General features: G+C 72.2%; 14 protein-coding genes. 7 read left to right on the top strand and 7 right to left on the bottom strand.

Annotated features, from left to right (window positions below):
* Nucleotides 1-74 precede the first annotated feature (74 nt).
* Nucleotides 75-2105, bottom strand: a complete 2031-nt coding sequence (locus tag ABD709_RS06575; protein ID WP_344773533.1) for a M3 family metallopeptidase — start codon at nt 2103-2105, stop codon at nt 75-77.
* A 179-nt stretch (nt 2106-2284) separates the two neighbouring features.
* Between ABD709_RS06575 and ABD709_RS06580 the strand changes: the two genes are divergently transcribed.
* The 7 genes from ABD709_RS06580 to ABD709_RS06610 all read left to right on the top strand — a co-directional run bounded on the left by ABD709_RS06580 (nt 2285) and on the right by ABD709_RS06610 (nt 8740).
* Complete coding sequence (locus ABD709_RS06580; protein WP_344773535.1) at nt 2285-2815, top strand: TasA family protein; 531 nt, start codon at nt 2285-2287, stop codon at nt 2813-2815.
* A 79-nt stretch (nt 2816-2894) separates the two neighbouring features.
* Nucleotides 2895-3473 (top strand): signal peptidase I, encoded by a 579-nt coding sequence (locus ABD709_RS06585; protein WP_344773537.1) that lies wholly within the window; start codon nt 2895-2897, stop codon nt 3471-3473.
* Nucleotides 3470-5293: an Ig-like domain-containing protein gene (locus tag ABD709_RS06590; protein ID WP_344773539.1), complete on the top strand. Its 1824-nt coding sequence runs from the start codon at nt 3470-3472 to the stop codon at nt 5291-5293. Before ABD709_RS06585 ends, ABD709_RS06590 begins: the two co-directional genes overlap by 4 nt.
* Nucleotides 5293-5667, top strand: a complete 375-nt coding sequence (locus tag ABD709_RS06595; protein ID WP_344773541.1) for a hypothetical protein — start codon at nt 5293-5295, stop codon at nt 5665-5667. The genes ABD709_RS06590 and ABD709_RS06595 overlap by 1 nt, the downstream gene beginning before the upstream one ends.
* Before the next feature lies 1 nt (nt 5668).
* On the top strand, nt 5669-6370 hold the full coding sequence (locus ABD709_RS06600; RefSeq protein ID WP_425575055.1) for a response regulator transcription factor: 702 nt from the start codon (nt 5669-5671) through the stop codon (nt 6368-6370).
* Between the two features lies 1 nt (nt 6371).
* The gene (locus ABD709_RS06605; RefSeq protein WP_344773545.1) at nt 6372-7526 is read left to right on the top strand and encodes a histidine kinase dimerization/phospho-acceptor domain-containing protein; all 1155 of its coding nucleotides are present in this window, start codon (nt 6372-6374) and stop codon (nt 7524-7526) included.
* A 14-nt stretch (nt 7527-7540) separates the two neighbouring features.
* Nucleotides 7541-8740: a GAF domain-containing sensor histidine kinase gene (locus ABD709_RS06610; protein WP_344773547.1), complete on the top strand. Its 1200-nt coding sequence runs from the start codon at nt 7541-7543 to the stop codon at nt 8738-8740.
* Nucleotides 8741-8753: 13 nt separating this feature from the next.
* Here ABD709_RS06610 and ABD709_RS06615 read toward each other — a convergent pair whose 3' ends face one another.
* The 6 genes from ABD709_RS06615 to ABD709_RS06640 all read right to left on the bottom strand — a co-directional run bounded on the left by ABD709_RS06615 (nt 8754) and on the right by ABD709_RS06640 (nt 14035).
* Nucleotides 8754-9926, bottom strand: a complete 1173-nt coding sequence (locus ABD709_RS06615) for a hydroxymethylglutaryl-CoA reductase (RefSeq protein WP_344773549.1) — start codon at nt 9924-9926, stop codon at nt 8754-8756.
* An 11-nt stretch (nt 9927-9937) separates the two neighbouring features.
* Nucleotides 9938-10606: a thymidine kinase gene (locus ABD709_RS06620; RefSeq protein WP_344773551.1), complete on the bottom strand. Its 669-nt coding sequence runs from the start codon at nt 10604-10606 to the stop codon at nt 9938-9940.
* 46 nt (nt 10607-10652) lie between these two features.
* Nucleotides 10653-11738, bottom strand: a complete 1086-nt coding sequence (locus ABD709_RS06625; protein WP_344773553.1) for a hypothetical protein — start codon at nt 11736-11738, stop codon at nt 10653-10655.
* The gene (locus tag ABD709_RS06630) at nt 11735-12265 is read right to left on the bottom strand and encodes a SigE family RNA polymerase sigma factor (RefSeq protein WP_344773555.1); all 531 of its coding nucleotides are present in this window, start codon (nt 12263-12265) and stop codon (nt 11735-11737) included. Before ABD709_RS06630 ends, ABD709_RS06625 begins: the two co-directional genes overlap by 4 nt.
* Nucleotides 12266-12344: 79 nt before the next feature.
* The gene (locus tag ABD709_RS06635) at nt 12345-13481 is read right to left on the bottom strand and encodes an alkaline phosphatase family protein (RefSeq protein WP_344773557.1); all 1137 of its coding nucleotides are present in this window, start codon (nt 13479-13481) and stop codon (nt 12345-12347) included.
* Entirely contained in the window at nt 13478-14035 is a 558-nt protein-coding gene (locus tag ABD709_RS06640; protein WP_344773559.1) for a DUF5998 family protein, read from the bottom strand. The genes ABD709_RS06635 and ABD709_RS06640 overlap by 4 nt, the downstream gene beginning before the upstream one ends.
* Nucleotide 14036 lies beyond the last annotated feature (1 nt).

Raw genomic sequence — 14036 nt, forward strand, 5'->3', positions numbered from 1 at the left:
AGTCCGCCCTCCACAGCCTCAGGCCCGTCAGGGTGAGAGTGACCCAGGGGTCACCCTCACCCTGACGCGAGGGATCAGGCGAGACCGCGGCGCTCGAGGAGAGGCTCGATCGGCGCGGGACGCCCGCGCCACTCGCGGTAGGACTCCAGCGGGTCCTTGGTGCCCCCGATGCCGATGACGTAGCGCCGGTAGAGGTCGCCGTTCTCGCGGGTCAGGCCGCCGCTCTCCTTGAACCACGCGACGGTGTCGGCGTCGAGGACCTCGCTCCAGATGTAGGAGTAGTAGGCGGAGGAGTAACCGAAGTTGAAGCTGTGCGCGAAGTACGGCGAGGAGTACCGCGGCGGCACCGCCGGGTTGTCGAGCCCGACCGCCGCGAGCGCCTTCGCCTCGAACTCGCCCACCGCCTCGACGGCCGTCGGCACCTCGTCCGGACCGAGCTCGTGCCAGGCCAGGTCCAGCAGCGCGGCGGCGAGGTACTCCGAGGTGCCGAAGCCCTCGTTGAACGTCTCGGACGCCTCCAGCCGCTTGATCACCTCGGCAGGGATCGGCTCGCCGGTCTCGTGGTGCACCGCGTAGTTCGCGAGCACCTCGGGCCACAGCATCCACATCTCGTTGACCTGCGAGGGGTACTCGACGAAGTCCCGGAAGACGGCGGTCCCCGCGAACTTCGGGTACGTCGCACGCGCCAGCAGGCCGTGCAGCGCGTGCCCGAACTCGTGGAACAGGGTCGTGGTCTCGTCGAAGGTCAGCAGCGTCGCCTCCCCCGCCGCCGGCTTGGGCACGTTGAGGTTGTTGACGACGACGGCGGTGTCGATGCCGAGGAGCGCGGACTGGTCGACGAAGCTGCTCATCCAGGCGCCGCCGCGCTTGGAGTCGCGCGTGTAGAGGTCCAGCAGGTAGAGCCCGACCGGCGTGCCGTCCGCCTCGTGCACCTCGAAGACCCGGACGTCCGGGTGATAGCCCTGCAGGTCGTCGCGCTCGGTGAAGGTGATGCCGTAGAGCCGGTTGGCCGCGAAGAACACACCCTCCTTCAGCACCCGCTCGGCCTCGAACCACGGACGGAGCGCGGCGAGGTCGACGTCGTACTGCGCGGCGCGCACCTTCTCGGCGTAGAAGGCCCAGTCGTGCGCCTCGACCGGGAAGCCGGCCTCGGCCGAGAGCGCCTCCTGCTCGCGGCGCGCGTTGGCGGCCGCGGGCCCGGCGAGCCGCTCGAGCATGGCGCGTACGGCGTCCGGGGTGCCGGCGGTGTTGTCGGCGGTCACCACCCCGGCGTGGTTGTCGAACCCGAGCAGCCGCGCGCGCTCCGCGCGGAGCCGGGCGATCTCGAGCAGGACCGCACGGGTGTCGTGGTCGTTGCCGCGGCTCCCGCGGGCGCGCTGGGCCGCCGACAACCGGGCCCGCACGTCGCGGTCGGTGAGCGACGCCAGGTGCGGGTGCGCGGTCGGGAGCACCAGCGTCAGCAGGTACTTGCCGTCGAGGCCGCGCGCCTCGGCGGCCGCCGCGGCCGCGGACACCTCGCCGGGCGTCAGGCCGTCCAGCTCCGCCGCATCGTCGACGAGGACGGCCAGGTCGTTCGTGTCCGCCTGGAGCGCCAGCTCGAAGGCGGCCTCCTTGGTGGAGATCTCCTCGTTCAGCTTCTTGAGCCGCTCCTTCTCCTCCTCGCCGAGCGCGGCGCCGGCGAGCACGAGCTCGGTGTGGTAGCGCTCGACCAGGTAGCGCGCCTCGGGGTCGAGCGAGTCCCGGTCCGCATGCACCGCGTCGATCCGGGCGAACAGCGCCGGGTCGAGCCGGATGGCGTCGCCGTGCGCCGCGAGCTTGGGGGCGTACGCCGACCGGACGCCGTCGACGACGTCGTTGGTGTCGGCCGCGCTCTTGTTGAAGAGCACCGCCAGCACGCGGGCGAGCCCGACGCCGCTGCGCTCCAGCGGCACGAAGGTGTTGTCGAAGGTCGGCGGCTCGTCGGAACCGGTCACCGCCGCGACCGCGTCGAGCTGGTCGGCCATCGCCTGGTCGATCGCGGGCGCGTAGTCGTCGTCGGAGATCTCCGCGAACGGGGGCAGCTGATAGGGCAGCGGGCTCTCACCGAGCAGTGCGTCGAGGGTCACCGCACCACCCTACGATCGCCGGCCCGTTGCCGTCGTCCCGGTTTGGTTCCGGCCTGTGGCAGTCCTGGGCATTTCCTGTTGCCTGCCCGTGGTCCGCGGCTCCCTAGCGTTCTGGTCAACAACCAAATCCCCTCGGAACCGAGCAGCAGCCGCTGCGATCACAAGGAGCAGTCCCCGTCATGAAGACCAGCCGCAAGATCCTCGTCCCGCTCGCCACCCTGGCCGCCGCCGGCGCCGTCGTGGTCGGCTCGGGCGCTACGTTCACCAGCACCTCCGGCAACACCATCAGCGCCGTCACCTCGGGCACCCTGACCCAGTCGAACTCCAAGGCGAACGCCGCGATCTTCAACCTCAGCAACATGAAGCCGGGCGACACGCTCAACGGCACCCTGACGCTGACGAACACCGGCTCGCTCCCGGCGGCCTTCGCGCTGACCGAGGTCTCCTCGACCGACGGCTTCACCGGCTCGAACCTGACCCTCGACATCGTCGACACCACGACGAGCACCACCGTCTACTCGGGCACCTTCGGCGGCCTCACCGACGGCGCGTCCAACGACCTGGGCAGCTGGGCTCCCGGCGCCGCGCACTCGTTCAAGTTCGTGGTCAAGCTCAACCAGGACACCCCCAACGCCGACCAGGGCAAGACCGCCGGCGCGGTCTACAGCTGGTCCTCGGTGCAGCTGAGCGGCGACACCTACAACCAGTGACCCACGGAGGGGGCGCGCTCGGGAGGGAGGCGCCCCCTTCGTCGTTCCCTCGTCCACCGACACCGAACGGAGATCCGTCGTGAGCACGTCCGAGCACCGCAGGACCACCATCGCCCGGCGCACCGGGCGCTGGGCCGTCTCGACGGCGACCCTGCTCGTGATCCTGTTCTGCCTCGCGTGGATCGCGCCGAGCCTGTTCGGCTTCAGCCGCTACGTGATCACCGGCCCCTCGATGACCGGTACCTACGACCGTGGCTCGGTGGTCTTCGAGAAGCCGGTGGACGTCGCGGACCTGGAGGTCGGCGACGTCATCACCTACACGCCCCCGGCCGACACCGGCGTCACCTGGCTGGTCACCCACCGGATCGTCGACATCGAGCCCGCCGAGGGCGGCGGCCTCCTCTTCACCACAAAGGGTGACCACAACCCGGACCCGGACCCCTGGCACTTCCAGCTGGTCGACCAGGACCAGCCGGTCGTCCAGGCGGGCGTCCCCTACGTCGGCTGGCTGTTCATCGCTCTCGCCGACAAGCAGACCCGGATGCTCGCGATCGGCGTCCCCGCACTCCTGATTGCGCTGGGCGCGCTGCGCCAGCTGGTCTCGGCCACCCGCGAGACGGTCCGCGAGCGCCGCCGTCCCGCGGCCCTCGAGGCATGAGCCGGCGTCCGCTGCTCGTCACGGCCCTGCTGGCCGTGATGGGCATCGCGCTGTTCGGGATCCCCTCGATGTCCGGCGCGACGTTCACCTCGGTCTCCGCCAACGGCGCGAGCTCCGTCTCGGCCGCCACCGACTGGACCGCACCGACCGTGACGGTCCAGTCGCCCGGCACCTCGGTCAAGGGCACGGTCACCGTCGTGGCCGACGCCAGCGACGCTCGCTCGGGCGTGGCGAACGTCGTCGTCCAGTACCTCGCACCGGGCGGGTCCGCCTGGGTCACGATCTGCACGGACACCACCTCGCCGTACTCCTGCTCCTGGAACACCACGGCCGGCGCCGACGGCAGCTACGACCTACGCGCGGTCGCGACCGACAACGCCGGCTACGTCACCACGTCGGACCCGGTGAGCACCACGGTCGCCAACAACCTGCTCGTCGTGCTGGGCGACCCGGGCGACGTCGTCAAGGGGTCGGTCGCGCTCACCGCCTCGCTCTACAACTCCGGCGCGCTCCCCTACACCGTCCGGATCGAGTACGCCGTCACCGGCACCAGCACCTGGAAGACCCTGTGCACCGTGCTCACCGCTCCCTACACCTGCACGTGGAGCACGACCGCGAGCGGCTTCACCCAGGGCGAGTCCTACGACCTCCGGGCCGTGGCCACGACCGGCCTGGTGGTCTCCACCACGTCGGCGGTCGTCTCCGACGTGATGATCGACAACGTCGCCCCGTCGGTCACGATGACCGACCCGGGCACCCCGCTGCGCGGCACGGCGACGTTCGCCGCGACCGCGACCGACGCCGACTCGGGAGTGGTCCAGGTCCAGCTGCAGTACCAGCGCTCGGGGACCTCGACCTGGACGACGTTCTGCACGCCGACCGTCGACCCCTACAGCTGCCGCTACGACACCGCGAAGCTGTCCGACGGCACCTACGCGTTCCGGGCGACGGCCACGGACGCGATCGGCAACGTCGCCACCTCCGCCTCCGTCACCGGCCGGGTCGTGGACAACACGGTCGCCTCGGTGTCCGTGGAGGACCCGGGGGCCTACCTCAGCGGATCGGTGACGGTGACCGCCACCGCGAGCTCGACCGCCGGCATCGCGTCGGTCCGGATCGACCGCGCACCCGCAGGCACGACCACCTGGACGGCACTCTGCACCGACACGACCGCGCCGTACGCGTGCTCGTGGGACACCACCACCGTCGCCGACGGAAGCTACGACCTGCGTGCGGTGATGACCGACAGCCTCGGACGGACGACGACCTCGACGACGCTGGGCGCGCGCCGGGTCGACAACAGCCCGCTGCAGGCCTACGACGTCCAGGCCGTCAACGGCGGCGCGACGGCAGGCAAGCTCGACGCCGGCGACGTCCTGCGGTTCACGTTCACCGACCAGGTCAGCCCGGGTTCGATCAGCGCCGGCTGGACGGGCTCCTCGCTGCCGGTGGTCGTGCGGCTGCGCGACGCGCTCCTCGTGGGCTCCAGCGGCAACAACGACACCGTCGACGTCCTCCGGAGCGCGAACGGGACGGCACTCCCCCTCGGCTCGGTGAACCTCAAGCAGAGCTTCGTGAAGAACAACAAGCAGGCGCAGTTCAACGCGACCATGGTGGCCTCGACCACGACGGTCAACGGGACCACGGCGACCGTCGTGACCATCACCGTCGGCACGATCGCCAGCGGCGGCAGCCTCCGAACCGCCGGCGCCGCCTCCACGATGGTGTGGACGCCCACCGCGACGGTGACCGACCTCAACGGTCGTCCGTGCAGCACGGCGCCGACGTCCGAGCGCGGCGCGCTGGACAAGGAGTTCTGATGCGGCGCACGACGGCGGCGCTGACGCTCGCGCTGGCCCTGCTCGTCATCGTCGACGCCGCCGCGTCCGCTCCCCTCCAGCGGTGGGAGGTGGTCGTCGTCCCCGTGGCCGTCCTCGGCGCGGTCGTCGCCGCCGTCCGCGTCTGGACGGTCGACTGCTTCTGCGGACGCGTGACGGCCGCGCTGCTGGGTGCGGCGGTGCTGGCGGCGCAGGTCCTGACGAGCGGGCTCGGCCTGCCCGCGCGTACGCCGTCGGGCTGGGACGCGGCCGGGGTCGTGACGATCCTGGTGTCCGCCGCCGTAGCCACGATCGCGTCGTCGGGCGCCCTCGCGCCGCCCCGGACCGACGACGTGGAGCATCCGTATGCTCTCTGAGGTGACGCACAGCCTCCTCGTGATCGAGGACGACGACGGCATCGCGGTCCCGCTCGTCCGGACCCTCGAGCGGGAGGGCTACAGCGTCGAGCGGGTCGCCACCGGCGAGGCCGGCATCGACCGGGCCACGCGAGGCGGCCTCGACCTGGTGATCCTCGACCTCGGGCTCCCGGACGTGGACGGCCTCGACGTCTGCCGCCGGCTGCGCAGCGACGGCCACGAGGCCGGGATCATGATCCTGACCGCTCGCGGCGGTGAGCTGGACCGGGTGGTCGGCCTCGACGTCGGCGCCGACGACTACCTCGCGAAGCCGTTCGCGCTCGCCGAGCTGCTCGCCCGCACGCGTGCGCTGCTGCGCCGCGTGACCCGGGGCGGCCCGGCGGCCGAGGACACTCCGAGCGTGGCCGCCGACACCACCAGCGGGCTGCGGGTCGACGTACAGGCGCGGCGGGTGTGGGTCGGCGACGCCGAGGTGTCGCTGACGTCCAAGGAGTTCGACCTGCTCGCGCTGCTGGACTCCGAGCGCGGCAACGTGCTCACCCGTGAGCGGCTCATGGACGAGGTCTGGGACGAGAACTGGTTCGGCTCGACCAAGACCCTCGACGTCACGGTCGGCAGGCTGCGCCAGAAGCTGGAGGATGCGGCGGCCCCGGTCACGATCGTGACCGTCAGGGGCGTCGGGTTCCGTCTCGAGACGAGCTGACGTGCGGGAGCGGCTCGTCGCGGCGTTCGTCGGGCTGACCGTCGTCGTCGTCGCGCTCTTCGGGATCCCTCGCGCCTACTACGTGGCCGACCTCGTCCGCTCGCAGGAGCAGGCCCGCGTCGACCGGACCGCGGACCTGGTCGCGGCGGTGGTCGACGAGCGGGAGGCCGACGGCCGACCCGTGGACCCCGCCTTCCTCGACGCGCTGACCAGGAGCGGCGAGAGCATCGTCGTCGACGTCTCGGGTACGCCGGTCCGCTCCTCCGGGGCCACGGGCCAGGACGAGGGCGACGTCTCCGCGGCGAGTCGGCTGGCGGACGGCGGCACGGTCACGGTGACCCGCGACGGAGGGTCGGTGGACGCCGAGGTCGGCCACGCGCTGCTGCCGCTCGCCCTGCTCGGCGTCCTGCTCGCGCTGCTGGCCGCAGCGGCCGGCCTCGTGCTGGCGGACCGGTTCGCCCGCCCGTTCCGGGCACTCGCGCAGGCGGCGCACGGACTCGGCGCGGCCGAGCGTCCGGCGCTGCCCGACTACCGGATGCCCGAGGCGCGGGCGATCGCGAAGGGGCTCGCCACCGGCGGCGAGCGGCTGGAGGCTCTCGTCGAGCACGAGCGCGAGCTCGTCGTGCACGCCTCCCACGAGCTCCGCACGCCGGTCACCGCCCTCCGCCTCGCCCTCGAGGACCTGAGTCTCTGGCCCGAGACGACGCCGGCCATCGCCACCGAGCTGCAGCGCGCGGTCGGCGAGCTCGACCGGCTCTCCGACGTCATCGGCGAGCTGCTGGCCACCTCGCGCGACCTCTCGGCGAGCGCGGAGATCGACCTCGACCTCGAGGCGCTGGTCGCCCACACCGTCGCTGCAACGGTCCGGTCGGTGGTCCACACCCGCACCGGACCGCTGCCGGTCCGGCTCGACCCGACCCCGGTGGTGGCCGCCCTCAAGGAGCTGCTCGTCGACGGCTCCCGCGTGACCGTCTCCGACCGCGGCAGCCACCTGCAGATCAGCATCACCGGCTCCGCGGCGCAGCCGCCCGACGGCCCGGCGGAGGACCTGGTGGCCGCTGCCGGCGGTCGCCTGACGCACTCCGGCGACGAGCTCCTGGTCCTGCTCCCGAAGCGGCCCGCTGCCGGGGCCGGCGACCACGATTTGGTCCGCTGACGGAGGATCGCCGCGTGGTTGCGACTCCCGGGATCGACGCCGACAACGCCATCGACCGCTACGGCGCGCTGCAGGAGCCGGGCGGGGACCTCGAGGCGCTCGCCGAGCTCGCGGCACTCGTGTGCGACGTGCCCAACGCGGCCATCAACCTGATCACCAGCGACCACCAGCACCAGATCGCCGCCGCGGGCATCGACCCGTCGGTGTGCTCGCGGGACGACTCGATGTGCGCGATCGTGCTCGACGACCGCCGCACGGTCGTGAGCCCGGACGCGCGCGAGGACCCGCGGTTCGCCGCGAACCCGTTCGTGAACGGGGCCATCGACACCGTCCGGTTCTACGCCTCGGCACCGCTCGTCACTCCGGACGGGACGACCATCGGCCGGCTGTGCGTGTTCGACACCGAGGCCCACGAGCTCGCCCAGGAGCGCGCGGAGCTGCTCCAGGTCGTCGCCGCGCGGGTGATGGACGTCCTCGAGCTCCGGCTCCGCGGACGGCAGCTCGCGGAGTCGCTCGACGACCTCACCCGCGCCCAGGAGGACCTCCAGCGCTCCAACGAGATGCTCTCGCTGTTCGCCGGGCAGGTCAGTCACGACCTCCGGTCACCGCTGACGGCCGTGCTGGCGAACGCCGAGCTGCTCGCCACCGAGCCGGCGGTGGCGGCCGACCCCGACGCGGCCGGACTGGTCTCGGCGACCATCAGGGCCGGCCGGCGGATGGCGACGATGATCGAGCGGATCCTGGAGCAGGCCCGGGGCAGTGCGCGTGCCGCACGCGACGAGGTCGACCTGCAGGAGGTGCTCGACCAGGTGCTCGCCGACCTCGGCCCGGTGATCGCGAGCCGGTCGGCGTCGGTGACCAGCACCCCGCTCCCCCGCGTCGCCGGTGACGCGGAGCTGCTCTACTCGGTGCTGCTCAACCTGCTGTCCAACGCCATCAAGTTCACCCCGGTCGAGCGCACGCCGTCGGTCTCGGTCGACGCGTCCCGCGAGGACCACACGTGGCGGGTGGTCGTCGCCGACAACGGCCGCGGCATTGCGCCGGAGCACCGGTCGTCGGTGTTCGAGCTGAACGTCCGCGGCGACCGGTCGGTCGAAGGCAACGGCATCGGCCTCGCGACCGCGCGCCGCGCGGTCGAGGCGCACGGCGGGCGGATCGGGATCGAGCAGACGAGCGAGGACGGCAGCGCGTTCTGGTTCACGCTGCCCGCGTGAGCGACCTCCCCGGCTAGGGCCGGTTGCGCCCGAGGTCGTCGTGGGACTGCACCCACTCCTCGGCGAGGATCGCGCCGCCGAGCGAGAGCTCGCCGGCGAGCACCGTGGCCGCGACGATCTCGGCGAGCTTGCGCACCCCGCCGGCGCCGTAGCAGCCGAGAAGCTCCAGGCACTCGCGCTGGGTCGCGAGCCCCGTGCCGCCGCCGTAGGTCGCCACGATCAGGGAGGGCAGGGTCACCGAAGCGTAGAAGTCGCCGTTGGGCAGCAGCTCGGAGAAGCCGTACAGCGCCGAGCTCTCCGCGACGTTGGCCACGTCCTGGCCGGTCGCGATGAACAGCGCGGTGATGCCGTTGGCGGAGTGGTTGCCGTTGTTGTTGGTGACCGACATGATCGCGCCGAGCTGACCGCGCATCCGGGCGGCGTACATCTTGTCCGTGGACACCCGGAGGTGCTCCTCGACCAGGCGCGCGGGGAGCGTGATCTCGGCGACGACGCGCTTGCCGCGGGTGTGGAGCATGTTGACGACCGACGTCTTCTTGTCGGTCGCGAACTGGCCCTCGAGCAGGAAGTGCACCTCGCCGGGGTAGTTCTGCTTGATCCAGGCGCAGGCGGCGAAGGTCGCCTTGCCCGTCATGTTCTGACCCGCCGCGTCGCCGGTCGAGTAGTTGAACCGCGTGTAGAGCAGCTTGGACACCGAGAACTGCTGGATCTCCAGCAGCCGGCCCGACGAGGTCGTCGCCTGCGCCGCGGCCGCGATCTCCTCGAAGTGCTCGTCGAGCCAGGTCCCGAAGGCCCGCGCGTCGCGAGCGTTGTCGAAGCTGAAGACCGGCGCGCGCTGCATCCTGTCGTCGAGCACGGTCGTGGTGATCCCGCCGGCGGCGTTGCACAGCTTCATGCCGCGGGAGTACGACGCCACGAGCGTCCCCTCGGTCGTCGCGAGCGGGACCAGGAACTCCCCCTGGGCGTGCTCGCCGTCGACGAGCAGCGGCCCCGCGAGCCCGATCGGCACCTGCGCCGCACCGAGGAAGTTCTCGACGTTGCCCGGCAGCGTCGACGGGTCGAGCGAGTAGCTGCCGACGTGCTCGAGGTCGGAGCCGGTCCGCTCGCGCACCAGGTCCTGCCTGGCCTTGATCGCAGCGGGGCCGTAATCGTCGTCGCGGTCGCGGGGGATCCTCAGGTCGGACATGGGAGCAGTATTCACGCCGATCCGAACGGAAGCGGGTCGGGAGCCAGGGAGACGGCACGCGCCCGCGCCGCGGTCATGCCCCGGCGGTGGTGCTGGCGGCAGAGCACCTCGTAGGCCACCTCGACCTCGTCGTCCGCGCGCGTCTCGACGTTGTCGACGTCCCCGACCACGATCACCTCGCCCTCGGTGACCATCACCCCGTTCTCGGTGCGCGCGTTGTGCGTGGCGCGCTTGCCGCACCAGCACAGCGCCTCGACCTGCAGCACCTCGGTGCGGTCGGCGAGCTCCACCAGCCGGGCGGCGCCGGGAAAGAGGCGGGTCCGGAAGTCGGTGAGGATCCCGAAGCAGAACACGTCGATCTGGAGCTCGTCGACGACCTTCGCGAGCTGGTCGATCTGGGCCGGGGTGTAGAACTGCGCCTCGTCGCACACGAAGTAGTCGATCCGGGCGCCCGCCGTCAGCGCGTCCACGGTGTAGCGCCAGAAGTTCAGCTCGGGCGTGACCTCCTCCGCGTGCTGGGTGAGCCCCAGCCGCGAGGACACCAGCGCGACACCGGCCCGGTCGTGGGAGGTGAACAGCCTCCCGACCCGCCCGCGTGCGGCGTGGTTGTGGTTGGTCTGCAGCGCCAGCGTCGACTTCCCCGCGTCCATCGTGCCCGTCCAGAAGGTCAGCTCCGCCACGGGCCAGATCCTCTCACCAGGGGGAGGATCCGGCCCGGAGGCACGTTCAGTCGCCGAGAGGCGTGCCGACGGGGAGCGCGAAGCCGACCGCGTCGGCGAACGTGCCGAGCTTCCCGGCGCTCTCCGGGTCCGGCGTGCAGGTGCCCGACGGGACCTGGCAGACCAGCAGCTCGACAGCCCCGTCCCCGCCCTTGCCCGCGATCATCATCAGCGTGTCGTCGTCGAGCCAGCCGTAGCCCGTCGCGAAGTCGCGGTCGCCGACGTCCATCGTCACCTCGGCGCCCGTCTGGACGTCGTAGACGCGGGGCTCGTCGGCGTCGAGGGTGAGCCAGCGTGCGTCGGGCGAGAGCATCGCGAGCTCGCCCTGCACCTGCGGGATCTCGACGGGCTCCATCTCGGTGCGCCCGACGAGGTACTTCGACTCCTCGTCCCCGCCGCCGGGGTCCTCCCAGACCGCCACCCCGTCCTCCCAGGTCAGCAGCCGGTCGCCCGGGGCCGGCGGGTCGAGCCGGGCGTCCGGACCGTCGACGGCGTAGACCTTGGTCTCGCGGCCCTCCTGGACGTAGAGCTGTCCTGCGTCGAGGGCCACCAGCTTCCCGTCGTGGTCGGGTCCCAGGTAGATGTTCTGGCGGTGCGCCTGGTCGTAGGCCACGTAGCCGACCGGGTCGGCCGTCGTGTCCACCCACGCACCCATCGGGGCGTCGTCGTCGCCGACGAGGTGCGCGTGTTCGGCCGACGTCGTGCCCACCTTGCGCACGTCGCCCGCGACCACCGACCACACGGTGCCGTCGTCGTCCGCGACCAGGTAGCCGACCGACGTCCGCACGTAGGCCCGCACCGGGTGGCCGACGTCGATCGTCCCGGCCTGCGTGTGCAGGACCGCTCCCGACGCCCACTCGGCGACCGCTCCGTCCGAGCCGGCCGCGGGGTCGGTGACGCGGTCGGAGCCACCGGCGCTCACGCCGATCACCACACCGGCCACCACGGCGGCTGCGGCCAGGCCGCCGGCGCCGGCCACCAGGCGGCGCCGCCGCACGCTGCGGTCGCCGGCCTTCACGATCGCGTCCAGGTCGGGCACGGCGAACTGCAGGTCGGCGCTCTCGTCCATCAGGGTCTTCAGCTTCTCGGTCATGCCGCACCTCCTGCGGGCATCAGGTCTGCGAGGTCCACCGCGTCACCCAGCAGGGCGCGCAGCTTGGCGAGCCCGGCGGACACCTGGCTCTTCACGGTGCCGACGGCGCAGTCCATCGCGGCTGCGGTCTGCGCCTCGGTCAGGTCGTCGTAGAAGCGGAGCACGATCGCGGCCCGTTGCCGTGGGGGCAGCTGCGCGAGCGCGTCCATGAGCGAGGTCCGCGCCGCGACGTGGTCGGCGTGCCCGTGGTCGGTGTCCTCCGGCAGCTCGGCGGCCGGCTGCTCGCCGTACCAGCCCTTCCGCCGGAACCAGGTCAGCGCGGTGTTGGTGATCACCTTGCGCGTGTAGGCCTCCGCGTTCGCCGTGTCGCGCAGCCGCGGCCACGCCACGTAGGTCTTGGTGAGCGCCTCCTGGACCAGGTCCTGCGCGAGCCCCACGTCGCCGACCATGAGGTACGCCGCGCGGTGCAGCGCTCCCGATCGGGCGGTGACGAACTCCGCGAACGCCGCTCTGTCCCGCGTCGCCATCGTGCCTCCGGTGTGTCGGGAGCAGCCCATCGCGCCCCGGTCAATGTCCCAGACGACGCGGGCCCCGGAAATGGTTCGGTCAGTCGATCAGGACCGGGATCAGCATCTCGGCGGGGGTCAGCGAGCCGTGCATGCCCACCAGCCTCGTCTCGTAGGGGAAGCCCTCGGTGGACATCACCGCGAAGTCGCCGCGGCACGCGACGACGACGTCGCCGATCCGGGGCAGGACGCTCGGGTCGACGGGTCCGAACCAGCCACGGCCGATCGCCTCGGCCCGGGTCAGGACCTCGGCGTCCTCGCCGAGCGTCGCCCGCCACGTGGCCACCACGTCGGGGACGGCGCCGCCCCTGCAGTAGAGGTGCCGGAACCGCGCCTCTCCGCCGACGAGCGCGACGCCCGACCGCAGGTCGTCGTCGTGGGCGATGTCCACCCGCCGGTCCGCGGGCACGTCGACCATGCCGTGGTCGGCGACGACGACGAGACGGCGGTCGGCGGGCAGGGCCTCGCGCAGCTGCTCGGCCTCGTGGTCGATCATCGAGAGCTGCTGGAGCCACTGCGTGGACGCGACGCCCCAGCGGTGCCCGGTCCAGTCCAGGTCGCCGTCGTAGACGTAGGTCAGCGAGGGCCGCTCCTTGGAGGAGGCCAGGACGGCCGCGATCCGCTCGCCGACCCGGTCGACGCCGACGTAGTCCGCGCCGCGGTGGGCGGCGATCGTCAGGCCGCTGCCGTCGAACTCCCGCTTGTTGACCACGCTCACCCGCACCCCTGCGGCCTGCAGTCGCGAGAACGCCGTCGGGTGCGGCTGCCACTCGAGCGGGTCGACGTCGGTGTCCCAGACCAGCGCGTTGAGCAGGTGGTCGCTGCCGGGGATCCGGGTGGTGAAGCCGATCAGGCCGTGCCCGCCCGGCGTCAAGCCGGTGCCGAGCGAGGTCAGGCTGGTCGAGGTGGTGGACGGTACGCCGGCGGTGGCCGTCTGGCCGCCGGCGACCAGGGAGGACAGGTAGGGCGCCGAGTGGCCGTAGCGCTGCAGCAGCTCGAGGCCGAGCCCGTCGATCAGGAAGACGACGTACGACGAGGCGTCCGGCAGCAGCAGCCCGGTCGGAGGAGTGCCGAGGGGGTTGTGCAGGGCCGCGGCGACCGCGGGCACGAGATCGCCGAGGGAGCGGTCGCCGTACGCCGGCTCGCAGAACGCCGGGGCCTCCTCGAGCGTGCTCATCCGCGGGTCCGGGCCGACAGCGAGGCGGCGAACGAGAGCAGCCCGGCGACCGCCTGCTGGCCGTCGGCCGCCGCCGAGACGCGCAGCGAGAAGTCGTCGGAGGCGAGGGTGCCGGTGTAGCCGTGGTCGGCCTCGCACTGCGGGTCGTTGCAGCCGGCGGGCTCCAGGTCGACCCGGCTCACGCCGCCCCAGCCGATCGTGAGCACGGCCTCGGCGGGCGGCCGGGGGCCCTCCGAGGGCGACGTGGTCATCCTGGTGACCACGACCGAGGTGACCGAGGTGAGGCTGACCGCCTCGGTGGAGGTGGACGTATAGGGCTCGGGCAGCAGGTCGTCGCCGTCGTGCTCGTCGGTGTGCGCGAGGATCAGCCGGGTCGGCGTCAGCACGACGACCGACTGGTGGCGCCGTACCTCGTCCCGCTCGAAGGTCGGCTCGTGGTGGACGTAGAAGGACACGACGTCCTCGCCACCGACCGCGCCACTGACCGCGTCGGCGACGACCTCCGGGTAGTAGCCCGTCCGGTCGATCGCGTCCCGCAGCTCGTCGGTGTGCACG

It is taken from the genome of Nocardioides panacisoli (assembly GCF_039537325.1).
GTDB lineage: Bacteria > Actinomycetota > Actinomycetes > Propionibacteriales > Nocardioidaceae > Nocardioides > Nocardioides panacisoli.

What these genes read in the sequence shown, in the direction of transcription:
- ABD709_RS06590 (WP_344773539.1), top strand. Translation starts at nt 3,470, where the DNA reads ATGAGCCGGCGTCCGCTGCTCGTCACGGCCCTGCTGGCCGTGATGGGC.
- ABD709_RS06595 (WP_344773541.1), top strand. Translation starts at nt 5,293, where the DNA reads ATGCGGCGCACGACGGCGGCGCTGACGCTCGCGCTGGCCCTGCTCGTC.
- ABD709_RS06630 (WP_344773555.1), bottom strand. Translation starts at nt 12,265, where the DNA reads ATGGCGACGCGGGACAGAGCGGCGTTCGCGGAGTTCGTCACCGCCCGA.
- ABD709_RS06625 (WP_344773553.1), bottom strand. Translation starts at nt 11,738, where the DNA reads ATGACCGAGAAGCTGAAGACCCTGATGGACGAGAGCGCCGACCTGCAG.
- ABD709_RS06615 (WP_344773549.1), bottom strand. Translation starts at nt 9,926, where the DNA reads ATGTCCGACCTGAGGATCCCCCGCGACCGCGACGACGATTACGGCCCC.
- ABD709_RS06635 (WP_344773557.1), bottom strand. Translation starts at nt 13,481, where the DNA reads ATGAGCACGCTCGAGGAGGCCCCGGCGTTCTGCGAGCCGGCGTACGGC.
- ABD709_RS06580 (WP_344773535.1), top strand. Translation starts at nt 2,285, where the DNA reads ATGAAGACCAGCCGCAAGATCCTCGTCCCGCTCGCCACCCTGGCCGCC.